Below are 26,260 nucleotides of genomic sequence, written 5' to 3'. Positions count from 1 at the left end.
AGCGCTTAGAAGTGAGAATGCCGGTATGAGTAGCGAAAGACAAGTGAGAATCTTGTCCACCGAATGCCTAAGGTTTCCTGAGGAAGGCTCGTCCGCTCAGGGTTAGTCGGGACCTAAGCCGAGGCTGAAAAGCGTAGGCGATGGCCAACAGGTTGATATTCCTGTACCACCTCCCCGCCGTTTGAGTAATGGGGGGACGCAGTAGGATAGGGTAAGCGCGCTGCTGGATATGCGCGTTCAAGCAGTTAGGCTGATGAGTAGGCAAATCCGCTCATCATAAAGGCTGAGCTGTGATGACGAGGGAATTATAGTACCGAAGTTCCTGATTCCACACTGCCAAGAAAAGCCTCTAGCGAGGCGGGAGGTGCCCGTACCGCAAACCGACACAGGTAGGCGAGGAGAGAATCCTAAGGTGATCGAGAGAACTCTCGTTAAGGAACTCGGCAAAATGACCCCGTAACTTCGGGAGAAGGGGTGCTCTGGTAGGGTGTATAGCCCGAGAGAGCCGCAGTGAATAGGCCCAGGCGACTGTTTAGCAAAAACACAGGTCTCTGCGAAGCCGCAAGGCGAAGTATAGGGGCTGACGCCTGCCCGGTGCTGGAAGGTTAAGAGGAGGGGTTATCCTTTGGGAGAAGCTCTGAATCGAAGCCCCAGTAAACGGCGGCCGTAACTATAACGGTCCTAAGGTAGCGAAATTCCTTGTCGGGTAAGTTCCGACCCGCACGAAAGGCGTAACGATCTGGGCACTGTCTCAACGAGAGACTCGGTGAAATTATAGTACCTGTGAAGATGCAGGTTACCCGCGACAGGACGGAAAGACCCCGTGGAGCTTTACTGTAGCCTGATATTGAATTTTGGTACAGCTTGTACAGGATAGGTAGGAGCCTGAGAAGCCGGAGCGCTAGCTTCGGTGGAGGCGTCGGTGGGATACTACCCTGGCTGTATTGAAATTCTAACCCGCGGCCCTGATCGGGCCGGGAGACAGTGTCAGGTGGGCAGTTTGACTGGGGCGGTCGCCTCCTAAAATGTAACGGAGGCGCCCAAAGGTTCCCTCAGAATGGTTGGAAATCATTCGTAGAGTGTAAAGGCACAAGGGAGCTTGACTGCGAGACCTACAAGTCGAGCAGGGACGAAAGTCGGGCTTAGTGATCCGGTGGTTCCGCATGGAAGGGCCATCGCTCAACGGATAAAAGCTACCCCGGGGATAACAGGCTTATCTCCCCCAAGAGTCCACATCGACGGGGAGGTTTGGCACCTCGATGTCGGCTCATCGCATCCTGGGGCTGTAGTCGGTCCCAAGGGTTGGGCTGTTCGCCCATTAAAGCGGTACGCGAGCTGGGTTCAGAACGTCGTGAGACAGTTCGGTCCCTATCCGTCGTGGGCGTAGGAAATTTGAGAGGAGCTGTCCTTAGTACGAGAGGACCGGGATGGACACACCGCTGGTGTACCAGTTGTCTTGCCAAAGGCATCGCTGGGTAGCTATGTGTGGACGGGATAAGTGCTGAAAGCATCTAAGCATGAAGCCCCCCTCAAGATGAGATTTCCCATAGCGCAAGCTAGTAAGATCCCTGAAAGATGATCAGGTTGATAGGTCAGAGGTGGAAGCGTGGCGACATGTGTAGCTGACTGATACTAATCGATCGAGGACTTAACCAAACTTTTAAAAGCGTAAGCTTTACTCAGCAAATTGTTATCTAGTTTTGAGAGAGCAATCTCTTGTCTGGTGGCGATAGCGAAGAGGTCACACCCGTTCCCATACCGAACACGGAAGTTAAGCTCTTTAGCGCCAATGGTAGTTGGGACTTTGTCCCTGTGAGAGTAGGACGTTGCCAGGCAATGAATAAGACCCCTTTTTATGCTCTTGTAAAAGAGTCTAGGGGTTTTTTATTTGGCTCATTTGTAAAAAACTTATATACACATTTAATGTTGTGTATGATATTTGGAGGATTAGCTCAGCTGGGAGAGCACCTGCCTTACAAGCAGGGGGTCGGCGGTTCGATCCCGTCATCCTCCACCACCGTGCCGGTGTAGCTCAACTGGTAGAGCAACTGACTTGTAATCAGTAGGTTGGGGGTTCAAGTCCTCTTGCCGGCACCATTTATATCGGAGGGGTAGCGAAGTGGCTAAACGCGGCGGACTGTAAATCCGCTCCTTCGGGTTCGGCAGTTCGAATCTGCCCCCCTCCACCATTTTATTGGGCTATCGCCAAGCGGTAAGGCAACGGATTTTGATTCCGTCATGCGTTGGTTCGAATCCAGCTAGCCCAGCCATAGAGAGCCATTAGCTCAGTTGGTAGAGCATCTGACTTTTAATCAGAGGGTCGAAGGTTCGAGTCCTTCATGGCTCATTTTAATAAGCGGAAGTAGTTCAGTGGTAGAACACCACCTTGCCAAGGTGGGGGTCGCGAGTTCGAACCTCGTCTTCCGCTCCATATAAAGCGCCCGTAGCTCAATTGGATAGAGCGTTTGACTACGGATCAAAAGGTTAGGGGTTCGACTCCTCTCGGGCGCGCCATAAACGGGAAGTAGCTCAGCTTGGTAGAGCACTTGGTTTGGGACCAAGGGGTCGCAGGTTCGAATCCTGTCTTCCCGACCATTTATGGGGCCTTAGCTCAGCTGGGAGAGCGCCTGCCTTGCACGCAGGAGGTCAGCGGTTCGATCCCGCTAGGCTCCACCAATGAAATTAAATAATTGTAACGAATAATATGGCGGTGTAGCTCAGCTGGCTAGAGCGTACGGTTCATACCCGTGAGGTCGTGGGTTCGACTCCCTCCGCCGCTACCATATAAGTTACATTTGTTATAAATATACGGAGGAATACCCAAGTCCGGCTGAAGGGATCGGTCTTGAAAACCGACAGGGGTGTTAAAGCCCGCGGGGGTTCGAATCCCTCTTCCTCCGCCATTTATTTATATCATATTCATATCATCGCGGGGTGGAGCAGTTCGGTAGCTCGTCGGGCTCATAACCCGAAGGTCGCAGGTTCAAATCCTGTCCCCGCAACCAAAGTGGTCCCGTGGTGTAGCGGTTAACATGCCTGCCTGTCACGCAGGAGATCGCGGGTTCGATTCCCGTCGGGACCGCCATTTTGTTTGGCTCGGTAGCTCAGTTGGTAGAGCAAAGGACTGAAAATCCTTGTGTCGGCGGTTCGATTCCGTCCCGAGCCACCATTTTAAGACGGCGATTGTGGCGAAGTGGTTAACGCACCGGATTGTGGTTCCGGCATTCGTGGGTTCGATTCCCATCAGTCGCCCCATCTTAAGTAACGCGGGTGTAGTTTAGTGGTAAAACCTCAGCCTTCCAAGCTGATGTCGTGAGTTCGATTCTCATCACCCGCTCCAAATAATGGGCCTATAGCTCAGCTGGTTAGAGCGCACGCCTGATAAGCGTGAGGTCGGTGGTTCGAGTCCACTTAGGCCCACCATATTCCACAGTAGCTCAGTGGTAGAGCTATCGGCTGTTAACCGATCGGTCGTAGGTTCGAGTCCTACCTGTGGAGCCATACTGGCCCGTTGGTCAAGCGGTTAAGACACCGCCCTTTCACGGCGGTAACACGGGTTCGAATCCCGTACGGGTCATCTCAAAAGCAGTTTGCATATGCAAACTGCTTTTTTTGTTTGTAAACAGAGTTTAGACAAAAGAATAAACTCTGTTTTTCGTTTTTCTATGATTTTCTCTTCACAATTTGCATTTCCTATAGCACATCTCTAAACGCTTGTTCTAAATTTCGAAAAAAAACCTACAATAGTAATAACAGAATACTGTTTGTACAAAAGGAGGGGAATGCGTGAAAAAAATTGTTTTGTGGTCCATCGGAGTTTTTCTTGTGTATGCAGCTTGTATATGGGTGTATTTATTTTATATAAGTGACACCTCTATTCCACAATCATTAAAAGGTACCAGCGTGGATCCGGCTACGTTTATGAATGCAAGAGAACTTATGTTAACCGAAAAATATTCAAAGATTAGAGATGCGCTCTTTTTTATCCGAATTCCATATGAGTGGTTAGGGTTTATTTTAATTTTAGTGTTAGGTGTGTCTAAGAAAGTGAATAAGTGGTCTAAAGACGTCAGTCGTTTCAGTCTTCTCCAAACTGCTATTTATGTATTTTGGTTATCTGTTCTGCTGCTGATCTACTCTTTTCCTATGGACTGGATTAGCTATAAGCTTTCAACGGCTTACCATATTACGACGCAACCTTTCCAAGGATGGATGAAAGATCTTTTTACAGATTTTTGGGTGAACTATGCCACGATGTTTTTAGTGATTGCTGTGTTGTATGCATTCATTCGTAAGTTTTCAAAAAGATGGTGGCTGTATGCGTGGCTAGTATCTATTCCATTTACGCTATTTTTGACGTTTATTCAACCAGTGGTTATCGATCCGTTATATAACGATTTTTATCCATTAAAGAATAAAGAGCTGGAGACGAAAATTTTGCATTTAGCAGATGAAGCTCATATACCTGCTAAGCATGTATATGAAGTAAACATGTCTGAAAAAACGAACTCTCTCAATGCATATGTAACGGGAATAGGTTCTAATTCAAGAATTGTGTTATGGGATACTACTCTTAATAAATTGACGGAACGTGAAATTTTGTTTATCATGGCGCACGAAATGGGTCACTATGTGAAGAAACATATTTATGTAGGGATTGCTTCAGCCTTAGTTTTATCGATTGTAGGTTTATGGCTAACGAAACATTTAGCTAGCTTTGTGATTAAGAGATGGGGGAAAGCATTAAAAATCACTTCTCTTAGTGATTTAAATTCATTACCGCTTATTCTACTTATTTTTTCTGTGCTCACATTTGCTGTAAGTCCTTTAACAAATATGCAGTCGCGTCATCATGAACTTCAATCTGACACGTACGCCATGGACTTAACAGGAGATAAACAAGCTGCTATTAAAACATTTCAGGATTTAACAAAATCAGGACTGTCCCAGGTGAATCCGCCGTATTTAGTGAAAATTTTTCGATATGGTCATCCAACAATATTGGAAAGAATTTCATTTGTTGAGAAGTATGAAAGAAATGAATAAGTGATATAAGAAAAAGTAAAGGATATATGAAGCCTTTTATACGTAGGTATTAATAGAAAAGCCTCCTTGCGAGTAGGAAAAAAATTCTAAAAGGAGGTTTCATTTTCGAAAGTACTGTTATATAATAACGTATGTAAAATAAAAACTGTTTTATAACAATAGGGAGGAATAGTTATTTGTGATTGAAAAGATAGCAGTCAAACTTATCAGCGTATATTCACCTCAGCAAAGTCTTACTACATGTCCTTCAACTATTTACTTATTTCATCTACGTTCTTACTAACACTATGGCAAACTGCTAATTTACTTCATCATGAAACAGACATATTCTCACTGCTGCGTTTTATATTTTTATGAATATAGAATTTTAAATTCATTAGGGGGTATAAAGAATGAAAGAGATTCGTGTAAAAAACCTTGAAGAGAACTGGAAAAGCGATGAGCGTTGGAAAGGAATTGAACGTCCATATTCTGCAGAAAAAGTCATTGGACTGAGAGGATCCATTGATATTGAACACACGCTTGCTAGAAGAGGGGCCGAAAAGTTCTGGAACTTATTAAAAACAGAGCCATACGTTCATGCATTAGGAGCTTTAACAGGAAATCAAGCAGTACAACAGGTAAAAGCAGGGTTAAAAGCCATTTATCTCAGTGGATGGCAAGTAGCTGCAGATGCAAACCTTTCAGGAAATATGTATCCTGATCAAAGTCTATATCCAGCAAACAGCGTGCCGCATGTTGTGAAACGAATCAATCAAGCGCTGCAGCGTGCCGATCAAATTCAGCATTTAGAAGGAGAAGGAGATATTGATTACTTTGCTCCAATTGTAGCAGATGCAGAAGCAGGGTTCGGAGGACAGTTGAACGTATTTGAATTAATGAAAGGAATGATTGAGTCAGGAGCATCTGCGGTACACTTTGAAGATCAATTGTCATCTGAGAAAAAGTGTGGTCATCTTGGCGGCAAGGTATTGCTTCCAACTCAGACAGCTGTGAAAAACTTGATTGCTGCTCGTTTAGCTGCTGATGTAATGGGTGTTCCAACACTTCTGATTGCTCGTACCGATGCTGATGCCGCTGATTTAATTACAAGTGATGTTGATCCTGTAGATCGCCAGTTTATTACAGGTGAACGCACCGCTGAAGGTTTTTATCGCACGAGAGCCGGAATCGATCAAGCTATCGCTCGTGGCTTAGCATATGCGCCATATGCTGATCTAGTATGGTGTGAGACGTCTGAACCAAACTTGGAACAGGCACAAAAATTTGCAGATGCTATTCATGAAAAATTCCCAGGTAAAATGCTTGCTTATAACTGTTCACCATCTTTCAACTGGAAGAAAAAATTAGATAAGAAAACGATTGAAAAGTTTCAAAGAGAAATCGCAAAAATGGGCTACAAATTCCAATTCGTTACGCTTGCTGGCTTCCACGCTTTAAATCACAGCATGTTTGAACTGGCACGAGGATATAAAACAAGAGGAATGGCAGCTTATTCAGAGTTACAAGAAAGAGAGTTTGCTAGTGAAATAAATGGATATACTGCTACAAGACATCAGCGTGAAGTAGGAACGGGTTATTTTGATGAAGTGGCGCAAGTAGTTTCCGGTGGGACTTCCTCTACAACAGCTTTAAAAGGTTCAACAGAAGAAGAGCAGTTTCAGGCGCATAAATAACAAAAAATCTATGAGTGGAACGGTTGTTTACTTCCACTCATAGAAAAAATCCTAACAAAAAAGATTCTTACATCTGTAAGAATCTTTTTTTATGTAGTAAACACGATTTAACAGACAGCTGTTCTTCCTGAGAAGAAAGGTTCTGCCTGTTAAACGTACATATAAATCATTAACATGAATGAACTTCTTGAAATATTAAGTAGATGTTTGAAGTAAGGATTGGTACTGTGCTGATAGCTCATAAAAAGCAGTTTCATCACGTTGATCTAATGCCGTGTTAATGTTTGTTTCTAACAGTTCTTTTTGACGCTTAAAAAGCGATTCATCAATTACCATTTCGATATAAACATCCAACATACTCACAGTATCAATTACTTTTTTCTTGCGAGCGAGGGACTTCATCATTTCCGTGTACGATTTTTCATTGTTCATACCTCATCACCTCTGCACCCTTTTTATTATTATATAGATTAAAAGAAGAAAAAACAACTAATTTTCTAAATTTTTAGATTTTTATTTTTAGAAATGATAAAGTAAGAGGGAAACGCTACTTTCGTTTTTATCGATTGGCTATTTGGTTTAAAAATGAATCCTTGGGGGCGAAGAAATTGAATCATGTAAAAAAGCGTACGGTAACGGTAGAGGATTTGTATGAATTGAAGTCTGTGTATAACCCTCAGATTTCTCTAGATGGAAAAAGTGTAGTTTATACGGTTCGAGAAACGAAAAAAATAGAAAACGGTTATGAGACGCAGCTGTTTATGTTAGATCTTGAAACAAAAAAAACAAAGCAATTGACGTATTATAAAGGAAATAATCATTCTCCCGCCTGGTCTCCTGACGGCAGGTGGATTGCTTTTTTATCAGATCGCAGTCAAACCGTTCAGCTCTATCTATTAGCAGCGACAGGCGGGGAAGCAGAAGCACTCACAGATTGTGAAAAAGGCGTTAGTAATCCCGTATGGTCTCCTTATAGTGATGAAATTATGTTTTCTACAAAAGTAGAAGAAAAAGCTGTAAGAGTTGAACAAAATCATGAGCATCCTCAGCCATACGAAGTGGAACGTTTGTTGTATAAATCCGATGCTAGCGGCTATTTAAAAGGTGAATATACGCAAGTTGCGGTCGTTAAACTTAAAAATAAAGAAGTGACGTTTTTAACGGATGGACCTTATCATCACTCTGTAGGATGCTGGGCCCCTGATGCAAATTCAATTGTATTTTGCAGCAGCCGAGGAGAGAATCCGGATTTATCGTTAACCATGGACGTGTTTATTTTGCATCGTGATACTAAAAAGTTAACATCTATTACAGCAGAAACAGGATATTTTCATCAAGTTTCGTGGTCACCAGATGGGTCATACATAGCTTACATTGGAAATGAACGTACATACGGATCGGCTTCAATGAATGACATATATATTTATCAGGTCTCCAATCAAAAAACAGCTTGTATCACTGCAGGTATAGACTTAGAAATAGGAGATATGATAGCAGGAGATTTTCACTTTGGAAGAACCGCAGCGGGAATTATGTGGAGCAGTAAGGAAGAATTTTATTTTGTCGTAAGTGAAAAGGGTTCTGTAGGCATATATAAAGGAAATGTAAATGGAAAGTTAGACTCTGTGCTTATGGATAATGCTCACGTATACGGGGTATCTGTTCTTCCCAACGGTGAGGAAGCTATCGTAGCAATCAGTACATTTACACATCCCGGAGATCTTTATTCTTTAAATTTAAAAACAGAGGAACTAGTGAAGCTGACAAACGTTAATGATTCATTTTTAAAGCATGTGCAGTTAACGGAAGCAGAATCTTTTTGCGCGACTGCCACGGACGGTATACATATCCACAGTTGGGTCGTAAAAGCGGCTGCTGCCAACGATGTATCTCCAACCATTTTAGAAATTCACGGAGGTCCGCATCTTATGTATGGTCATACATTTATGTTTGAATTTCAAGTGCTTGCATCAAAAGGGTTCAATATCCTCTTTTCTAATCCAAGAGGCGGAAGAGGATATGGTCAAGCCTTTACAGATGCCGTTCGAGGAGATTACGGAGGCATGGATTATATGGATTTGATGGCAGTAACCGACGAAGCAATTAACCGCTACTCTTATATTAATGAAGATAAACTTGGCGTAACAGGAGGAAGCTACGGAGGATTTATGACAAACTGGATTGTAGGAAGTACAAATCGGTTTAAAGCAGCGGTGACGCAGCGGTCTATTTCAAATTGGACGAGTTTTTACGGCGTTAGTGATATTGGCTATTATTTTACCGAATGGGAATTGAAAGCTGATATTTATGAGAATCCGGAAAAACTTTGGAACCACTCGCCGCTTCGTTTAGCGGAGAACGTGAAAACACCGCTGTTAATCTTGCATAGCGAACAGGATTATAGATGTCCAATTGAACAAGCTGAACAGCTTTATGTGGCACTAAAAAGAAAAGATAAAGAAGTAGAATTTATTCGTTTTCCTCAGTCTAACCATGAACTTTCTAGAAGCGGTAAGCCTAATTTACGAACGGCGAGACTAAAATATTTAACCAGCTGGTTTAAACGTTATTTGCAGCAGTCTAAGTAAAAGCACATGTTGTTCTAGAGGTTCTGTTCGTGTAAGTAAGGGCTGGCTATATGGCAAGCGCAACAGGGCAGGAAAGATAAAACGCTGTAAAACTTTTGTTTGGTAAAGGAAAGTAGTACAATAAGTGAAAAGTAGCACAGTTGTTTAAATAAGGAGAACATTCGATGGATTTTGAAACATTAAAGCATTATTTGACATTAGACGGCGTCCTCGAGTTATTAAAACAATATCAATCATTTGGGATCATTCCCGGACTGCTGTTGCCTATTTTAGAAGCGTTTATCCCTATCTTGCCGCTTTTTGCGTTTGTAATGGCTAATGCTGCTGCCTTTGGCTTATGGTTAGGCTTTTTAATTTCATGGATCGGGAGCTGCGTTGGATCACTGCTTGTCTTTTTGATTTTTAGAAAATACGGACAGGCGAGGTTTTTACATTTTATCAGCCGCCATGCGCAAATTCGAAAGATTATGATTTGGGTGGAAAGACACGGTTTTGGACCGCTGTTTATTATGCTTTGTTTCCCTTTTACGCCGTCTTCAGCGATTAATGTAGTAGCTGGACTATCACGTGTCAGTATGGCTCAGTTTATGCTTGCTGTATTAGCGGGTAAAATGGTCATGATATTTATGATGAGCTTTATTGGGGCCGATTTTGTTTCATTTGTGAAACAGCCTTTAAAAGCAGTACTTGTTTTAGTGATCATTTTTGTCCTATGGCTTGTCGGAAAGCAAATTGAACGAAGATTAAATGAAAAATCTAAAGTGAAACAGTATGACAAATAGTTTGTTTATATATAACAAATAGTGATGAAAGACTGCTTTTTAATAGGCAGTCTTTTGTTATACATACAGCAGAAGAGGGTATTGTAAACTATGGAAAAACCTTTTCTTATAGGAATACAGCAGCATTTTTGAAAGGTTTTTTGCCTTTTTCTTAAAGAAGTTATTTGTCTGTTTATTCGGTTGGTAGAACAATGCACATACAGAGTATCTGTCTAGTAATGAACAAGTTTTTTGTTTATCAATTGTGAAAAATATGCTAAAATAAAAGAAAAAACTGGGAATAAATTAGACGTCTATTCCTAGTTGCACCTAAGTAATGAACCCTTTGTTTTCTAGAGATATACATGTTTTTTCTCAACATGTATTATCACCTCATGTATTTCAAAACGTTTTCTTAAAAATTATATGAATGATTTTTGAGCTTGACTACTAAGATGTAAGTAGAGGGATCATTACTAGAAAAGCACCGAATGATCATTAAGACGTGCTTGGCGTCGTTTTGAGGAGGGGAATGCGCTACTAAGATTCAAGCGACTTGCTGATTAATCGTTGTTAGTAAGCGTCTTATAGCGCGGGTGACATGAGATTAAAAGATAAAGTGGCAATTATTACGGGTGCAGCAAATGGGTTAGGGTTCGAAGCTTCTCGAATTTTCGCACAAGAGGGTGCAAAGGTCGCTATGGTTGACTACGATGCAAAAGTAGGAGAAGAACGAGCAGCTCAGCTAAAAGAAGAAGGCGGAGATGTAGCATTCTTTCAAGTAAACGTAGCGGATCGAGACAGTGTAGATGCAATGGTAGAAGAAGTCGTGAAACGCTTCTCTAAAATAGATATTTTAATTAATAATGCAGGTATTACCAGAGATGGAATGCTAACTAAATTATCAGTTGAAAATTTTCAAGCGGTCATTAACGTAAACCTTACAGGCGTTTTTCACTGTACGCAAGCCGTTGTACCGCATATGATTGCTCAAGGTAAAGGGAAAATTATCAGCACATCTTCGGTATCCGGCGTATATGGAAATGTTGGTCAAACAAACTATGCGGCGACAAAAGCCGGGGTAGTGGGAATGACAAAAACATGGGCTAAAGAGCTTGGGCGAAAAGGAATTAATGTGAACGCTGTAGCTCCCGGGTTTATTGAGACGGATATGGTGAAGGCGATGCCGGACAAAATCATTGATCAAATGAAATCCACTATTCCTTTACAAAGGTTAGGTCAGCCTTCTGACATTGGTTATGCTTATCTTTATTTAGCCTCTGATGAGTCCAACTATATTAACGGCACAACACTGCATGTAGATGGTGGAATCATGATGTAAAAGTAGAAAATAACTCGCTTTTCTAAAACTTTTCAGTGGTCATTTGGCTACTGAAAAGTTTTTTTGTTGCATCCAGCATTTCACATATGTGCAAAGTGGAATTTTGTCTGCAAGTTCAGTAAAATAATAAGGAGAGAGATAGAGAGATTTAGCTGATTATCACTATAAAATTTTGACGACTGCGTCACGTGTTTGCGTGGCGTTTATCCATTTTGCACTTAAACAACTAAAAATATAGAGAAGAAAAATGAAGGGGTGAAAACGTGGGGCTACAGTTTTTATTAGGACGTTCAGGAAGCGGGAAAACGGAATATCTTTTAAATAGCATGCGCCAAGAGCTGTTAAATGCTCCGCTTGGGCATCCACTTATTTATATTGTACCTGAACAGATGACATTTCAGTCGGAGTATGCGCTTGTTCAAACACCTGGGTTAGAAGGCATGATGCGTGCTCAAGTTTATAGTTTTACACGTCTTGCGTGGCGTATCCTGCAAGAAGTCGGAGGTATTAGCCGCTATCATGTGGATCAAACAGGTATTCATATGATGCTTAAAAAAATTATCGAGCATCAAAAAAAAGAGCTTCGATTGTTTGCGAATTCTTCAGAACAAGCAGGGTTTATTGAAGAACTAGAAAAAATGGTTAAAGAATTTAAACAGTACACGGTAGATGCACCGTCTCTCGAAGAGATGAAGCAAAAACTTCAAGCAGAAGATGAGAAAGTCCTTGCTGATAAATTACATGATTTACATCTCATTTACGGAGAATTAGAAAAACAGCTGATGACAAAATATGTAGATGGAGAAGATTATTTGAAGCTGCTGAGTGAAAAAGTAGTCTCTTCTGTGTACCTTGCTCAAGCAACGATTTATGTAGATGGATTTCATCACTATACTCCTCAAGAATTAACGGTATTAGTAGAGCTGATGAAAGTTTGTAGAGAAGTGAAAATAGCGGTTACTTCTGATTATTCATATCAAGATTTTATTCCAAATGACCTGCACTTGTTTCGATTAACGAGCGAAACGTATCAAGAAATAATGGGCCTGGCGGCTGAAAACGGGATAGAGATTCAAGAGCCAAACGTATTTAATGAACAAAAAAGGCATCAAAACAGTCCAGAGCTTGCCTATGTAGAACGATATTATGATGAACGGCCAACGCCGGAATTTCAGTCAGAGCCCGAGCACATTCAGCTGCTGCCTGCTGTTAGCCGAAGAGCAGAGGTAGAAGGGATTGCGAGAGAAGTGCTGTCGCTTGTGCGTGATCACGGCTATCGCTATCGTGATATTGCCTTGATTGTTAGAAATGCAGAAGACTATCATGACTTGCTTCAAACCATTTTTCGAGATTATGAAATTCCGTACTTTATTGACCAAAAGCGAGCGATGTTTCACCATCCACTCGTTGAATTTATTCGCTCAGTCTTAGAGGTGGTAAGCGGGTCCTGGCGATACGAAACCATCTTTCGGGCAGTGAAAACAGACCTTTTATTTCCTTTGTCATCTGATGTGCACCAGCTTCGCGAAGAGATGGATGAATTAGAAAATTACGTACTTGCTTACGGTATTCAAGGATCTAAGTGGACGAGTAAGGAGCCATTTACCTACAGAAAATATCGTTCGCTTGAAGACATGAACCTTGGGAAAACTGACGAAGAGCTTGCTTTTGAGCAAAAAATAAATGAATTAAAAAATATGATTGTTCCTCCTATTTATTCGCTTCAGCAAAAATTAAAACAAGCGAAAATAGGAAAAGAAAAAGCAGAAGCACTCTATCATTTTTTAACGAACTTAGATATTCCACAAAAGATAGAAGCGCTGCGCAATCGATGTGAAGAAGAAGGTAAGCTTCAAGAAGCAAGAGAGCACGAGCAGGTATGGAAAGCAATTCTTCACTTATTTGATCAGTTTGTTGAAATGATGGGAGAAGAGAAAGTATCGATTTCTTTGTTCGCGGATCTATTTGAGACAGGGCTTGACAGCATGCAGTTTGCACTTGTTCCGCCTGCACTGGATCAAGTGGTTGTGGCAAGCTTCGAGCGTTCGCGTTTATCCGATATCAAAGCAAGCTTTGTGCTAGGCGTAAATGACGGTGTGATTCCAGCTAAACCAAAAAGCGATGGCCTGTTATCTGAGAAAGAGAGAGAGCAGCTGCTTGAATCAGGCTTATTACTTGCGCCAACTGGAAGGCAAAAGCTGTTTGACGAACAATTTCTCATTTATTTAGCACTTTCCAGCTCTTCTGAAAAACTTTATGTTTCGTATCCTCTTGCCAATGAGGAAGGGAAGACTCTGCTGCCTTCACTCGTTATTAATCGATTAAAAGAGCTATTTCCGCTCCTGCAGGAAAAGCTGTTAATGACGGAGCCTACGGATTTAGAAGAAGAAAAGCAAGTTGATTATATAACAAATCCCTTAACGAGCATCGCGCATTTAGCCAGCCAGCTGCAAGGGTGGAAACGCCATTATCCGATGAGTTCCGCTTGGTGGGATGTATATAATTTTTATGTAGAAAATTCAGATTGGAACTCATACAGCGAGAAAGTACTAAGCAGTTTATTTTATAAAAACGAAGCAAAAAGGTTAACAAAGAAAACGAGTCAGCGTCTGTATGGAAAGCATATTCAAGCAAGCGTATCGAGAATGGAGAAATTTGAAGCCTGTCCGTACGCTCATTTTGCTTCTCACGGGCTTAAGCTTAAAGAACGAAAAGTTTTCAAATTAGCAGCTCCTGACATAGGCGAGTTATTTCACGCGGCGCTGAAGATGATTTCAGACGAGCTACGGGGCGGTCAAAAAGAATGGAAGAACTTAACGAGAAAAGACTGTCAGCAGCTTTCTACGGCTGCGGTGCACGAACTTGCTCCGCGCTTACAAAATGAAATTTTATTGAGCTCTAATCGCCACCACTATTTAACACATAAGCTGCAGCAAATTATTGAACGTGCGTCGCTTGTGTTAAGTGAGCACGCTAAGGTGAGCGGGTTTGTTCCTGTTGGATTGGAATTAGGGTTTGGTCCTAGCGCGGAGCTGCCTTCTATGCAGTTTACACTGCCAAATGGCCATACGATGGAACTTGTTGGCCGAATTGACAGAGTGGATAAAGCGGAAAGCTCCAAGGGACTTTTACTGCGTATTGTCGACTATAAATCAAGCGATAAAGCATTAAACTTAGTGGAAGTGTACTATGGTTTATCTCTTCAAATTTTAGCTTATTTAGACATAGTCGTGACGTATGCTGAACAGCTTCTTCATGATAATAGAGGAGCATTGCCTGCTGGCGTTCTTTATTTCCACGTTCATAATCCAATGATCAACAGTACTAAAGCATTACAACCCGATCAAATTGAAGCCGAAATCTTCAAGAAGTTTAAAATGAAAGGACTGCTTTTAGGGGACGAGGAAGCAGTCCGATTAATGGACGAAACGTTAGAATCAGGGCACTCACAGGTTATATCGGCGGGTATTAAAAAGACAGGGGGCTTTTATTCCAATTCTTCGGTTGCGAGCGAAGAAGATTTTACACATCTCCGTCAGTATGTGCGAGGTAAGTTTGTAGAGGCAGGTACTGAGATTACAAATGGAAAAATTGATATTTCGCCTTATAAGCTAAAAGATAAAACACCATGTGCGTTTTGTGAATACCGCTCAATCTGTCAGTTCGATGAATCAATGGAAAACAACGAATATCGTCAGCTTAGTACAGAGAGTCAAAATGTTATTTTAGATAAAATTCGAGAGGAGGCCAAACGAGATGAGTGAAGATATACACGTAAAACCGGCCGACTCCCAGTGGACGGATGATCAGTGGAACGCCATTGTTTCATCCGGTCAAGATATATTAGTAGCCGCGGCGGCTGGCTCAGGAAAAACAGCGGTTTTAGTCGAACGTATTATTAAAAAGATTACGATGGGCGAGGAACCAATCGATGTTGATAGATTACTAGTTGCTACGTTTACAAATGCTTCTGCAGCCGAAATGAGAAATCGAATTGGAGAAGCATTGGAAAAAGAGTTAAAAAAGAATCCATCTTCTTTACACTTGCGCAGACAGCTTAATTTATTAAACCGTGCGTCGATTTCTACGCTCCATTCTTTTTGTTTAGAAGTCATTCGAACGTATTATTATTTGATCGATGTAGACCCTGGTTTTCGAATTGCAGATGATACGGAAGCGGATCTTCTGCGTGAAGAAGTATTAGAAGAATTGTTTGAAGAGCAGTACAGTATTGAACAGAACGAGCGATTCTTTGATTTAATTGATCGTTATACAAGCGACAGAAATGACTTAGATATTCAGCTTATGGTAAGAAAGCTATATGACTTTGCACGATCTAATCCCGACCCAAACGGCTGGCTTAAAATGATTGTGAGTCAATATGATGTCACAGAGAACTCTTCTATTGATTCACTTCCGTTTTTGTCTTTTCTTTTACAAGAAGTAACAACGCAGCTCGTGGGCATTGAGTCGATTTTAAAACAGGGCTTAGAGCTAACAAAGCTGCCGGGAGGGCCTGCTCCTCGCGCCGTTAATGCAGAGGAAGACCTGGCTCAAATTCATCGGCTGATCAGCGCTTCTAAGCATTCTTTTGCTGATTTGCATGAGGAAATGCAGAATTTGAATTTTACTCGTTTAAAGCCATGTAAAGGAGATGCATACGACTCGCAGCTTTTAGATGATTTCGGAGAGCTTCGCAAAAAAGCGAAAACAAGCCTTGAAAAGCTTCATGCTGATTTGTTTTCTAGGCCTTTGTACGGCTACATGGCTGATTTTGAAAAAATGAAGCCCGTTATTGAAACGCTAATCTTTTTAGTTCAGCGCTTCGGTGAACGATATGAACACATCAAAAAAGAGAAAGGGTTAGTAGACTTTTCTGATTTAGAGCATTATTGCCTGCAAATCTTGAGTGTAAAAGAAGACGGGGTGCTTAAGCCTTCGTCCATTGCTCAAAAATATCGCACTCAGTTTGAAGAGGTGCTTGTTGACGAATATCAAGATACAAATATGGTTCAAGAAACACTAATTAAATTAGTGACGAGAGATAGTGAAGAACAAGGGAATTTATTTATGGTTGGAGATGTAAAACAATCCATTTACCGCTTTCGTTTAGCGGAGCCATTTTTGTTTTTGACGAAGTACAAGCGATTTACGCAAGATGGACGACAATTTGGAAAACGTATTGACTTAAATAAAAACTTCCGAAGTCGTTCTCAAGTGCTTGACGCCACAAACTTTATTTTTAACCAGCTGATGGATGAAGAAGTAGGAGAAATTGCATATGACGATGATGCTTCTTTAAAATTAGGAGCATCGTATCCAAAAGTGGAAGGAATGGAAACGGAGCTTCTGCTGATTGCAAAAGAAAATGCAGAAGAAGGAGCGGAAGAAGAATCGGATTCTTCTCTCGTCGCTTTTTCAGAAGCAGAGCTTGAAACCGCTCAGTTAGAGGCAAGAGCAATGGCGCGCAAAATCAAAGAACTCGTTCAAAACCGTTTTCAAATATATGATCGCAAGCTCGATATCATGAGAAACGTAACGTATCGTGACTTTGTTATTTTGCTTCGTTCCATGCCTTGGGCTGCGCAGATTATGGATGAATTTAAACAAGAAGGCGTGCCGATTTATGCGGATTTATCAACAGGCTATTTTGATGCTACTGAAGTGATGATTATGATGTCTTTATTAAAAGTAGTAGATAACCCGCATCAAGACATTCCGTTAGCTTCTGTTCTTCGCTCACCGGTAGTAGGGCTTTCAGATGAAGAGTTGGCTACACTGAGAGCAGAGCAAAAGAAAGGAACGTATTATGATGCGTTAAAAACGTACTTAGCGGCTTCAGATGATGAAGAACTTCGCGATAAAGTGAAATATTTCTATGAGCAGTTAAAAGCATGGAGAACACAAGCTAGACAAAGCTCTTTGTCAGAACTAGTATGGCAAATTTACCGCGACACGGGTTTCTTTGAATTTGTTGGCGGACTTCCTGGCGGGAAACAGCGTCAAGCCAATTTACGTGCTCTTTACGATCGCGCTCGCCAGTATGAGGCGACTTCATTTAGAGGTCTGTTCCGCTTTTTACGCTTTATTGAACGGATGCAGGATCGAGGGAACGATTTAGGAGCTGCTCGAGCGCTGGGAGAACAAGAAGATGTGGTGCGTTTGATGACGATCCACAGCAGTAAAGGTCTTGAATTTCCTGTTGTTTTCGTAGCTGGTCTTGCTCGTCAGTTTAACTTAATGGACTTGAATAAAGCTTATTTACTCGATAAAGAACTAGGTTTTGGATCTAAATATATTGATCCGAAACTGCGTATTACGTACCCGACTCTTCTTCAGCAGACCATGAAGAAAAAAATGAAAAAAGAAAGCATGGCAGAGGAAATGCGGGTATTATACGTAGCTTTGACGCGTGCGAAAGAAAAACTTATTTTAGTTGGAACAGTAAAAGACGCACCAGAAAAGCTCAGACAATGGAGCTCCGTTATGGGACACGAAGATTGGACGCTTCCAGCTCACGTGAGAAGAGATGCAAAATGTTATTTAGACTGGATTGGACCTTCTTTAATTCGTCACAAAAATGTTAGTCATATGGTTGAAGGAGAGGTCCGGCCGGCCGAGATGATTTATCAGCATGCTTCAAGCTGGAAGCTTTCAACGTTATTAGCAGGTGATTTAGCCGAACAGCCTCTTGAAGAGCAGCAGCATCATGAAGAGCTTTTGAACGCTCTTCAAAAGCATGAGCCAGTTACAGAATCCAGCGATTATAAAGAGGAAGTGTATAGACGCTTAAATTGGTCTTATGATTATCGTGTAGCTTCCGTTCATCGTTCAAAGCAATCTGTTTCTGAACTAAAAAGGCAGCAGCAGCTGACGGATGCAGGTGCAAGCAGTGATCTTGTTCGGGGAGCTAAAGCACCTCTTGAAAATCGTCCGCTGTTTCTTCAAGAGAAATCTCTCACAGGAGCTGAAAGAGGAACAGCTACACATGCCGTTATGCAGCAGCTTCCATTAAATAAAGCTTATACCCTCGAAATGGTTCAAGACTTTATTCAATCAATGGTTACCAAAGAATTGTTGACGCAACAGCAAGCGGATGCCGTTGATGCAAATGATGTAGCAGATTTTTTAGACAGTGACATTGCACAAGGTATTCAAACGGCTCGCACGGTTTATAGAGAGATGCCTTTTAGTTTAGGTGTCTCCGCTAAAGAAATCTATGATCATTGGGAGCAGGAAGATGAAACGATTTTAGTACAAGGTATTATTGATTGTTTATATGAAACGGAAGAAGGCCTCGTTTTACTTGATTTTAAAACAGATAATATTTCGGATCGTTTTCAAGGGGATTTTGAACGAGCAAAACCATTTCTAATTGACAGATACCGCATTCAGCTAGAGCTTTACGCAAAGGCCATTGAGCGGATCGTAAAACAACCTGTTCAGCATCGCTATCTGTACTTTTTAGATGGTGGACATGCTGTTGAAATATAAAAAAAGAAGAAGGCGATAGTCTTCTTCTTTTTCACCAATAAGGAGAGAGTAACATGCGTTTATTACATACAGCGGATTGGCATTTGGGGCGAACGTTAGAAGGTCGAAGCCGTCTAGCTGAGCAAGCACAGTTTTTAGATGAACTGGCAGACATTGTGGAAGAAGAAAAGATAGATGCTATTCTCATGGCGGGAGATGCCTTTGATACGGTTAACCCTCCAGCAGCGGCAGAGCAGCTTTTTTACGAAAGTATGTCTAGGTTGAGCAACAATGGAAAACGTCCGATTATTGTTATTGCAGGTAATCATGACAACCCAGATCGGCTGTCGGCGGCTTCTCCATTAGCTGTTCATCAAAATATTACGCTTCTTGGTTTGCCTACTACCGATGTAGAAAGCATTCACATTCCTACATCAGATGAAATATTAAAGGTTGCGGCTCTTCCTTACCCATCTGAATCAAGGTTAAAGGAACTGTTAGCAGAAGAAAATGATGAGCTGGCTCTTCGAAACTCATATGATGCCAGAGTAAAAGGTATTTTTGATAAAATGAGTGAGCAGTTCACAACAGATACCGTTAATATTGCCATGAGTCATATTTACGTAGCAGGCGGAAGTTCAACGGACTCAGAACGTCCAATTGAAGTAGGAGGAGCTTATACGGTGGCGGCAACTAGTTTGCCTGCTAATGCTCAATATGTAGCTCTAGGACATTTGCATCGCCCGCAAATGATCAATCGCGCCAACACCCTTGCAAGATATTCTGGGTCACCTCTTGCCTATAGCTTTTCAGAGTCAGGGTACGCAAAGTCCGTGACCATTTTAGATGCTCAGCCAGGAAAAGAGGTTGAAATGACGGAAATTCCATTATCTAGCGGAAAGCCTTTGACACGTTGGAAAGCAAAAAACGGATTGGCAGAAGTATATACGTGGCTTGATGAGCAAAAAGATACGCAGGCATGGGTTGATTTAGAAGTTCACGTAGAAGATGCACTTTCACTAGAAGAAATCCATCGACTTCGCAAGCTTCATCCAGGCTTTATTCATATTCGTCCGGTATTCAAAGCAGAAGAACTAGCACATGAAACACGTTCACAGCGCGAAGTGCCGATCGAAGAACTGTTTACAAAGTTCTACAGCAGGCAAACCGGCGGAGGGGCACCTGATGATGAGTTAGTCAAACTGTTTTTAACCTTGATTAACGATGAAGAAGTATCGGGAAAGGAGGATGAAAAATGAAACCTATTAACTTGACCGTTTCGGGGCTTCACAGTTTTAGAGAAAAACAAACTGTCGACTTTGAAGCGCTGTGTTCAGGCGGTGTGTTTGGAATATTTGGTCCTACTGGAAGCGGGAAATCCTCCATTTTGGATGCCATTACACTAGCTTTATACGGAAAAGTAGAGCGTGCAGCCAATAATACACAAGGAATTTTAAATCACGGGGAAAATGAACTGAAAGTATCGTTTACGTTCGAGCTGGAAAACGCGAGTCATAAAAAACGCTATACTGTTGAACGAAGCTTTAAACGGACAGATGAGCTGCGTGTGAAATCAGCTTCCAGTCGATTGATTGAAATCGAAGATGAAACGTACGTATTAGCGGATAAAACAAATGATGTAAACCAGCAGGTACAGGAACTTCTTGGTTTAACAATTGATGATTTTACAAGAGCTGTTGTATTACCACAAGGAAAATTTGCAGAGTTTTTATCGTTAAAAGGGACGGAACGTCGTCAAATGCTTCAGCGTCTTTTTAATCTCGAGCAGTACGGAGATCAGCTTAGTAAGAAAATACGCTATCAAGTTCAGCAGCTAAAAACAGACCTAGATAAAATCACGGCAGAACAAACGGGATTAGGTGAAGCTTCAACAGAGAAAGTAACAGAAGCCGAGCAGCTTGTAAGTGATAGCATTGTACTTTTGGAAAAACGAGAAAAAGAAGCGGCTGATTTGCAGGAACGATACGATCAGCAGGCATCTCTTTGGAAAGCGCAGCAGGAAAAAACACTGTTAGAAGAAAAACTAGTGCATGCTTCTAAGCAGGAAGAGGATATTAAACAAAAGCAAGATTTGCTGACGAAAGCGCAGCAGGCAGAGCGTCTTTTTCCTTATTTAGAAACATTTGAACAAGCTGAAAAACAGCAGAAGCTTTATAAAGATAAAGTAGAAAAATTAAAAGTGCAAATTGTTCAGCAAAGTGAGGAATATAAGCGATCGAATAGCTTATATGAGCAGGCTCGCTTACAAAAAAATGAACAGCAGCCCAAATTAGTTGTTCAAAAAGAACAGCTTCAACAAGCTTCTGATCTTCAAAAACAAATTAAAGATGGGCAGCAAGAAGTAAAAGAAGCGGAAGTTTCTCTTCAGCAAAAGCAGCAGGCACTTCAAACGAAAAATGATGAATTAATAGAAGCGGATAAGCGGTATCAGCAGGGTCTGAACCTTCAAAAAGAGTTAAAAGAAGCATTAACAAAAGTGGAGATTCAACCTGATTATCGGCAGGCTGTTCAGCAAGCATTCTACCGTTATCAAGTATGGAATAATGATAAAAAAAATCTAGATGAAGGCCAAAAAACGTATAAAGAAAAAGCGGAACAGCTTCAACATTTGCATACACAAAAACAAACACACCAAGAGAGATATCAGCAAACAATAGAACGAAGTAAAGAGTTATTTTCGGATATTCAAGGCTTGTATCACACTGTATGTGAGCGGGAAAAAGAGTTTCAGCAGCTTTTTCAACAAGCGGATCATTTAATGAGTGATCTAAAAAGACGCAAGGAAAAAGAATGGTCACATCGTCTGGCTCATCAATTAGCTGAGCAGCTGACTAAAGGAGAGCCTTGTCCAGTTTGTGGCTCTGAGCATCATCCTAACCCCGTGTTAAACCAAAAAGAAGAAAATGGTACAGTAGAATCAGCGGATCAGTTCGAAGATCAAGTCAATCAGTTGCGTGAACAGCGATTTAGCTATTCGTCGCTTAAAATGCAGCTTGAACAGCTAGCTAAACCTCTTGTTGAAAAAATACCTGATTTAGCTGGGTTTATGAACGAAGCTGGCCAAGTTCCTGCTTTAGGAGAAATGAGTACAGATGCCTTTGGTCAGTATGCTAAGAAAATAGAAGTTGAAATTAAATCTCTTGAGCAGGATTATTTGCAGATAAGTGAAAAACAGCAGGCAATTCTCGGGCAGGTACAAAAGGTCCAGCAAAGTCTTGAAAAGATTGAATTAGAGCTTGCTCATTATCAAAAAGAACAAGCTGAATTGGAAAGAAAAGTAACTCAGCAAAAACAAGCGTTACAAGCAGGAAGAGAAGCTTTTCAACAAGATTATCCTTCCTTTGTATTTGAAGAGATGGAAAAAATTAATGAACAGCTAAACGAGCGAGAAAAAGAAGAGCAGACAATAAAGGCTCGAATTGAAAAAAGCAGCGTATTTTTTGAAAATCAGCAAAAGAAAATCGAACGTCTAAAAGAAGAAAAATATGCGGGCGAAAAAGAATTTACAGAATTAAAAGCAATGCTGTCTCATAAACAATCTCTTGTTCACTCGCAAATTGAACGCTTGCGTACGCTTACAGATCAAGAAGATATTGAACAAGCGCTGCAAAAAACAGTTCACTTACTTGCGGAGTTAGAGACGAATGAACAGCAGGCGTATCAACATTGGCAGACTGTTCAAAAAGCGTATCAAACGCTGCAAATGGATGAAAAAGCAGCGAGCGAATCTCTAGAAACAGCTCATATCCAGTATAAAAAAGCAGCTGGAAAATGGGAAGAAGCGATAGGGAATTCTTTATTCAGCGAAGAAAAAGAAGTTCAGCAAGCTTTGTTATCACATGATGAGATGAAATTGTTGGATGAAACTGTTCAGGCTTATTGGGACAACATAAAACAGATGAAGTCATCAATTGAACAGTTAAATATCCAGCTGAATCACCAGTCCATAGAAGAGCAGCAATTTGAAGAAACTCAGCAGCTGCTTCATGATATAAAAGCCGCTGTAAAAGAAGCCGTTCAGCTCAAGGGAGCAGCTGAGCAAACGTTAAAAAGCGTCAAAGAACGGCATGAGCGATTTTTAGTGCTTGAACAGGACCGTGAAGAAAAACAAGCGTTATTTGAACAGTATCAAAAGCTTCAAACAGTATTTAAAGGAAATGCTTTCGTCGAATATATTGCTGAAGAACAGCTGATGTCCGTTAGCCGAGATGCTTCAGAGCGTCTGGGTATATTAACACGTCAGCGCTATGCGATTGAAGTTGATTCACAAGGCGGCTTTATCATGAGAGATGATGCAAATGGAGGCGTAAAACGTCCGGTTTCAACTTTATCGGGAGGGGAAACATTTTTAACTTCCCTCGCTCTGGCCCTTTCATTATCTGCACAAATACAGCTAAGAGGAGAATATCCACTGCAGTTTTTCTTTTTAGATGAAGGATTTGGAACGCTTGATGGAGAGCTTCTTGATACCGTGGTTACGGCGCTTGAAAAGCTTCAGTCCAATAATTTATCAATTGGAGTCATCAGTCACGTACAAGAACTTCGTGCTCGTCTGCCAAAACGTTTGATTGTTGAGCCGTCCGAGCCTTCTGGCAAAGGAACTAGTGTAAGAGTAGAAACTTTATAGGGAAGGAAATCTATATGAAGAAAAAAGACAGGCGAATAGGAACATGCGAATTATGCGGAAGGCAGGATGTCTTGACGACCGTACATCATTTAACGCCAAAGGAAATGGGCGGAGCGTTTGAACCGACGGCAAACTTATGTATTCCGTGTCATAAACAAATTCATGCGTTATACACGAATGATGAATTAGCCATTCGTCTTAATACGATTTCTTTATTACAAGCTGATTCTAAAATTAGCTCCTTTATTAAATGGATTCGTAAACAGCCTTCTTCTAAATTACCTAAAACCAAAAAATCAAACAGCCGAAAATCCAGGTGAATAAAAAACCCCTTATCCGCTTTAATAGCAAAGATAAGGGGTTTTTTTAAGCGTTTGCCGCTATATTTTGATCGAATAAATCTGGATCTAACGTATTTGTTCCTGAAATGCCGTTATTAGTATTAACAAAGTTACCTGTATTTAAAGAACCGGAGCCTGAGGCTGTTTTAGCAGCGCTTTTTGGAGAAACATAAAACGTATCTCCAAACGTTACGACACCGCCTCCGACGCTCGTGATACTAACGGGTCCAATTATTGCTGGCATGAGGTTCACACCCTTTTTTTCGTGATATTAGTTTAGTATATGAGCAGCTTCTTAAAAGGTTCACTCACTGCCGCTAGGTGCTGAGGTAGCTTTTTTCGATGTTCCGGCTTCAGCTTCCTGTGAAGGTTCATCGTTGATTAGTTCACGAATATGCTTAATGCGAGCTTCTGCATACACATTGCACGTTGAGCCAACATGAATAACTGATGAAAATGAACATCCTTTTATATCAATTCTGTTAACGCGTATCAAAGGTATTTCATTCCATGTTTGAACGGGAATAGGTTCGTAGTCGCCATGGGGAATAGGCTCACTAAAGATAGCATAATCATCAAAATTTCCTTCTCTGCCGTAGAAAAACGGATACTGTCTCCGATCAGCTAACGCTTTATTAAGTAGGTGAATTTCTGTTGAATCTCCAATTTGGCAAAAAGAGCTCGCTGACAAGGAATTAATTTCTATATAATTAACAGAAGATGTGCGTGAAAGCATACATAAGCTCCTTTATGATAACGATAGTGGAACATAAGGACCGATAATCAAAGATTCCGCTGGCGTATCAAATGTTGAAGATAGAGAGATATAATTTGCATCACCAATTAAAAAAAGAGAAGAAGAAGATACGCCTGTAATACTAACGTCTCCAACAAGCAATTCACGGTTTACAACGTTAAAGTTCATGAAGGGGGTCCACCTTTCTTTAAGGATTCAGGTAAATACGTTAAAAATGCGTCAATTCCTTTTTTCATATCTTCATAAAGTTTACCGATAATTTGCGGTTTAATTTGTTCAAAATTCCGTTCCATTTCCTCCGGCTGAACTTGCTGTATATAAAAAGTAATCCGCTGCTGCAGCTGCTTTTTAATATCTTCTAAAATAAACTCGTAGTACGATTCATCAATCATCATCGAGCGCTCATCAAGCACATGTTGAACCATAGAAAAGCCATATTGATTAAGCTCATTTAAAATCGTTTCATGAATATCAGAGACCCACTGCTTTTCTAGCTGGCGATCCAATGGTTTTAAGCTGGGATTTTGCGGTCCAGGACCTCCGGGTTGTCCCGGCTGCTCACCTTGAGGCGGCTGACCTTGTGGCTGAGCTCCTTGCGGAAACGTTACTTCTGGTTTCTCATTAATAATGATATCTTCTAAATTATCGGGTGTAAGAGGGTTCAATCCAATATTTAATGTTCCATCTAAAGAATCAATTTTTAACTGTTCAAATTTATATTCAATTTTATCAATTTTAATAGGTGGCTGTTCACCTAACTCTTTTATTTTTTTCTGAAGTTCTTGTACGTTTTTTTCAAGCTGAGCAATGCGTCCTTCTTGCTGCTGAATATACGAAGACATTTGCTGAACATACTGATATACCTGCTGAATATAGTCCATGTTATCCACCTTCAATCACCTCGATTCCCTTATCTCCCGATAAAGAAAATAGTTATATATATACATATGGCGATGAAGGTTGTAACATGTCAGTCGTTGTCTCGAGCTGGGGGAGTTAACGACTGTGAAAAAGGAGCGGGTGCAGTGCCAGCACCGGTTCCGGGAGTAAAGGTAGAGGGAGAAACAGATCCAAGAATGCCTTTTTTTGTTTCAGTAGGTGCAGCGCCTGTAAACCCTCCTGTATTAAAGAGATTTGAGTTCGGTTTAATAACACCTACGCTTCCAATTTGAAGTACCGAAGAGTTACTTACGGCACTGATTTTCATACTTTGAATACAGATACTTTGATTTACATAAAAGTTCATAAGCATCCTCCTGTATGAGCTTCATTTCTACTAGAGATTTCCAGCGACATTTTGATCATTTACGTCATTGTCCGACGTATTCGTTGAGCTCTGCTGATTCACAACATATAATCCGTCGCCTGTATTAAACGAACCTGCGCCAGCAAATGTTTTAGCAGTAGAAATAGGGGCTATTGTATAAACATCTCCAATATGAAAGACGCTGGCTGAACCAACACTGTTAAGATTAACAACACCAACAATGGCAGGCATAGGCAAACACCCTTTTAATTTAGTCTAGTAACAGCATATGAAGCCTAGACAAAAAGGTGATTAATGCTTTTTCCTTATCTATATGCAAAGAGTAAGTAAAACATTAAAAAGAGGAATGGAAATAGTAAAC

Annotated in this window: 17 protein-coding genes, 19 tRNA genes and 2 rRNA genes (1 of these 38 running past the window's edge); 31 read left to right on the top strand and 7 right to left on the bottom strand. The window is 41.1% G+C overall.

The window, feature by feature from the left end:
- The 23 genes from ACWATA_RS21290 to aceA form a co-directional block, all read left to right on the top strand.
- A 23S ribosomal RNA gene (locus ACWATA_RS21290) occupies positions 1-1,656 on the top strand; it begins 1,280 nt to the left of the window's first position.
- Positions 1,657-1,719: 63 nt separating this feature from the next.
- A 5S ribosomal RNA gene (gene rrf / locus ACWATA_RS21285) occupies positions 1,720-1,835 on the top strand.
- Between the two features lie 106 nt (positions 1,836-1,941).
- Positions 1,942-2,017: transfer RNA gene (locus ACWATA_RS21280), tRNA-Val, on the top strand.
- Between the two features lie 4 nt (positions 2,018-2,021).
- Positions 2,022-2,097 (top strand) — tRNA-Thr (locus ACWATA_RS21275).
- An 8-nt stretch (positions 2,098-2,105) separates the two neighbouring features.
- Positions 2,106-2,189, top strand: a tRNA-Tyr gene (locus ACWATA_RS21270).
- 6 nt (positions 2,190-2,195) lie between these two features.
- A tRNA-Gln gene (locus ACWATA_RS21265) sits at positions 2,196-2,270 on the top strand.
- 4 nt (positions 2,271-2,274) lie between these two features.
- Positions 2,275-2,347 (top strand) — tRNA-Lys (locus ACWATA_RS21260).
- Between the two features lie 9 nt (positions 2,348-2,356).
- A tRNA-Gly gene (locus ACWATA_RS21255) sits at positions 2,357-2,431 on the top strand.
- A gap of 6 nt (positions 2,432-2,437) precedes the next feature.
- Positions 2,438-2,514 (top strand) — tRNA-Arg (locus tag ACWATA_RS21250).
- 4 nt (positions 2,515-2,518) lie between these two features.
- Positions 2,519-2,595: transfer RNA gene (locus ACWATA_RS21245), tRNA-Pro, on the top strand.
- A gap of 5 nt (positions 2,596-2,600) precedes the next feature.
- Positions 2,601-2,676 (top strand) — tRNA-Ala (locus tag ACWATA_RS21240).
- A 30-nt stretch (positions 2,677-2,706) separates the two neighbouring features.
- Positions 2,707-2,783 (top strand) — tRNA-Met (locus ACWATA_RS21235).
- Positions 2,784-2,810: 27 nt separating this feature from the next.
- Positions 2,811-2,903 (top strand) — tRNA-Ser (locus ACWATA_RS21230).
- Positions 2,904-2,928: 25 nt separating this feature from the next.
- A tRNA-Met gene (locus ACWATA_RS21225) sits at positions 2,929-3,005 on the top strand.
- A 4-nt stretch (positions 3,006-3,009) separates the two neighbouring features.
- A tRNA-Asp gene (locus tag ACWATA_RS21220) sits at positions 3,010-3,085 on the top strand.
- Between the two features lie 8 nt (positions 3,086-3,093).
- Positions 3,094-3,169, top strand: a tRNA-Phe gene (locus ACWATA_RS21215).
- 10 nt (positions 3,170-3,179) lie between these two features.
- A tRNA-His gene (locus ACWATA_RS21210) sits at positions 3,180-3,255 on the top strand.
- An 11-nt stretch (positions 3,256-3,266) separates the two neighbouring features.
- A tRNA-Gly gene (locus tag ACWATA_RS21205) sits at positions 3,267-3,340 on the top strand.
- A gap of 6 nt (positions 3,341-3,346) precedes the next feature.
- A tRNA-Ile gene (locus ACWATA_RS21200) sits at positions 3,347-3,423 on the top strand.
- Between the two features lie 3 nt (positions 3,424-3,426).
- A tRNA-Asn gene (locus ACWATA_RS21195) sits at positions 3,427-3,501 on the top strand.
- Positions 3,502-3,505: 4 nt separating this feature from the next.
- Positions 3,506-3,577, top strand: a tRNA-Glu gene (locus ACWATA_RS21190).
- Positions 3,578-3,786: 209 nt separating this feature from the next.
- A complete protein-coding gene (locus tag ACWATA_RS21185; protein WP_033578011.1) occupies positions 3,787-5,046 on the top strand; it encodes a M48 family metallopeptidase in 1,260 nt (419 codons plus the stop codon).
- Between the two features lie 392 nt (positions 5,047-5,438).
- The gene (gene aceA, locus ACWATA_RS21180) at positions 5,439-6,722 is read left to right on the top strand and encodes an isocitrate lyase (protein ID WP_028412422.1); all 1,284 of its coding nucleotides are present in this window, start codon (positions 5,439-5,441) and stop codon (positions 6,720-6,722) included.
- 195 nt (positions 6,723-6,917) lie between these two features.
- On the opposite strand, the gene ACWATA_RS21175 is transcribed toward aceA, so the two are convergent.
- Positions 6,918-7,154, bottom strand: coding sequence for an IDEAL domain-containing protein (locus ACWATA_RS21175; RefSeq protein WP_028412421.1), 237 nt, complete (start codon positions 7,152-7,154; stop codon positions 6,918-6,920).
- A gap of 176 nt (positions 7,155-7,330) precedes the next feature.
- Here ACWATA_RS21175 and ACWATA_RS21170 point away from each other — a divergent pair, with 176 nt between their 5' ends.
- The 8 genes from ACWATA_RS21170 (at position 7,331) to hlpB (ending at position 23,854) form a co-directional block, all read left to right on the top strand.
- A complete protein-coding gene (locus tag ACWATA_RS21170) occupies positions 7,331-9,310 on the top strand; it encodes a S9 family peptidase (protein ID WP_430079605.1) in 1,980 nt (659 codons plus the stop codon).
- A 164-nt stretch (positions 9,311-9,474) separates the two neighbouring features.
- Positions 9,475-10,092 carry a TVP38/TMEM64 family protein gene (locus ACWATA_RS21165; protein ID WP_028412419.1) on the top strand — a complete coding sequence of 206 codons (618 nt, stop codon included), beginning with the start codon at positions 9,475-9,477 and terminating at the stop codon, positions 10,090-10,092.
- A gap of 580 nt (positions 10,093-10,672) precedes the next feature.
- Complete coding sequence (gene fabG / locus ACWATA_RS21160) at positions 10,673-11,413, top strand: 3-oxoacyl-ACP reductase FabG (RefSeq protein WP_014461644.1); 741 nt, start codon at positions 10,673-10,675, stop codon at positions 11,411-11,413.
- Positions 11,414-11,676: 263 nt separating this feature from the next.
- Positions 11,677-15,177, top strand: coding sequence for a helicase-exonuclease AddAB subunit AddB (gene addB, locus ACWATA_RS21155; RefSeq protein ID WP_033578013.1), 3,501 nt, complete (start codon positions 11,677-11,679; stop codon positions 15,175-15,177).
- A complete protein-coding gene (addA, locus tag ACWATA_RS21150; RefSeq protein ID WP_473050166.1) occupies positions 15,170-18,907 on the top strand; it encodes a helicase-exonuclease AddAB subunit AddA in 3,738 nt (1,245 codons plus the stop codon). The genes addB and addA overlap by 8 nt, the downstream gene beginning before the upstream one ends.
- A gap of 53 nt (positions 18,908-18,960) precedes the next feature.
- Positions 18,961-20,145 carry an exonuclease SbcCD subunit D gene (locus ACWATA_RS21145; RefSeq protein ID WP_048021930.1) on the top strand — a complete coding sequence of 395 codons (1,185 nt, stop codon included), beginning with the start codon at positions 18,961-18,963 and terminating at the stop codon, positions 20,143-20,145.
- Complete coding sequence (locus ACWATA_RS21140; protein WP_473050165.1) at positions 20,142-23,534, top strand: AAA family ATPase; 3,393 nt, start codon at positions 20,142-20,144, stop codon at positions 23,532-23,534. The genes ACWATA_RS21145 and ACWATA_RS21140 overlap by 4 nt, the downstream gene beginning before the upstream one ends.
- Before the next feature lie 14 nt (positions 23,535-23,548).
- Positions 23,549-23,854: an HNH nuclease-like protein HlpB gene (gene hlpB / locus ACWATA_RS21135; RefSeq protein WP_033578017.1), complete on the top strand. Its 306-nt coding sequence runs from the start codon at positions 23,549-23,551 to the stop codon at positions 23,852-23,854.
- 46 nt (positions 23,855-23,900) lie between these two features.
- On the opposite strand, the gene ACWATA_RS21130 is transcribed toward hlpB, so the two are convergent.
- From ACWATA_RS21130 to ACWATA_RS21105, 6 genes are all read right to left on the bottom strand, one after another.
- Complete coding sequence (locus ACWATA_RS21130) at positions 23,901-24,119, bottom strand: spore germination protein (RefSeq protein ID WP_013055353.1); 219 nt, start codon at positions 24,117-24,119, stop codon at positions 23,901-23,903.
- Between the two features lie 60 nt (positions 24,120-24,179).
- Positions 24,180-24,611, bottom strand: a complete 432-nt coding sequence (locus tag ACWATA_RS21125; RefSeq protein WP_430049105.1) for a spore germination protein GerPE — start codon at positions 24,609-24,611, stop codon at positions 24,180-24,182.
- Positions 24,612-24,623: 12 nt separating this feature from the next.
- Positions 24,624-24,800, bottom strand: a complete 177-nt coding sequence (locus tag ACWATA_RS21120) for a hypothetical protein (RefSeq protein ID WP_013055355.1) — start codon at positions 24,798-24,800, stop codon at positions 24,624-24,626.
- Positions 24,797-25,513: a spore germination protein GerPC gene (gerPC, locus tag ACWATA_RS21115; protein WP_048021936.1), complete on the bottom strand. Its 717-nt coding sequence runs from the start codon at positions 25,511-25,513 to the stop codon at positions 24,797-24,799. The genes ACWATA_RS21120 and gerPC overlap by 4 nt, the downstream gene beginning before the upstream one ends.
- An 89-nt stretch (positions 25,514-25,602) precedes the next feature.
- Positions 25,603-25,878: a spore germination protein GerPB gene (locus ACWATA_RS21110; protein ID WP_029324687.1), complete on the bottom strand. Its 276-nt coding sequence runs from the start codon at positions 25,876-25,878 to the stop codon at positions 25,603-25,605.
- Positions 25,879-25,908: 30 nt separating this feature from the next.
- Positions 25,909-26,130: a spore germination protein gene (locus ACWATA_RS21105; RefSeq protein WP_013055358.1), complete on the bottom strand. Its 222-nt coding sequence runs from the start codon at positions 26,128-26,130 to the stop codon at positions 25,909-25,911.
- Positions 26,131-26,260: the final 130 nt, after the last annotated feature.

The organism is Priestia sp. USM5 (genome assembly GCF_058323215.1).
The sequence above is the reverse complement of the archived record's forward strand: the minus strand, read 5'-3'. Positions and strand labels throughout refer to the sequence as shown.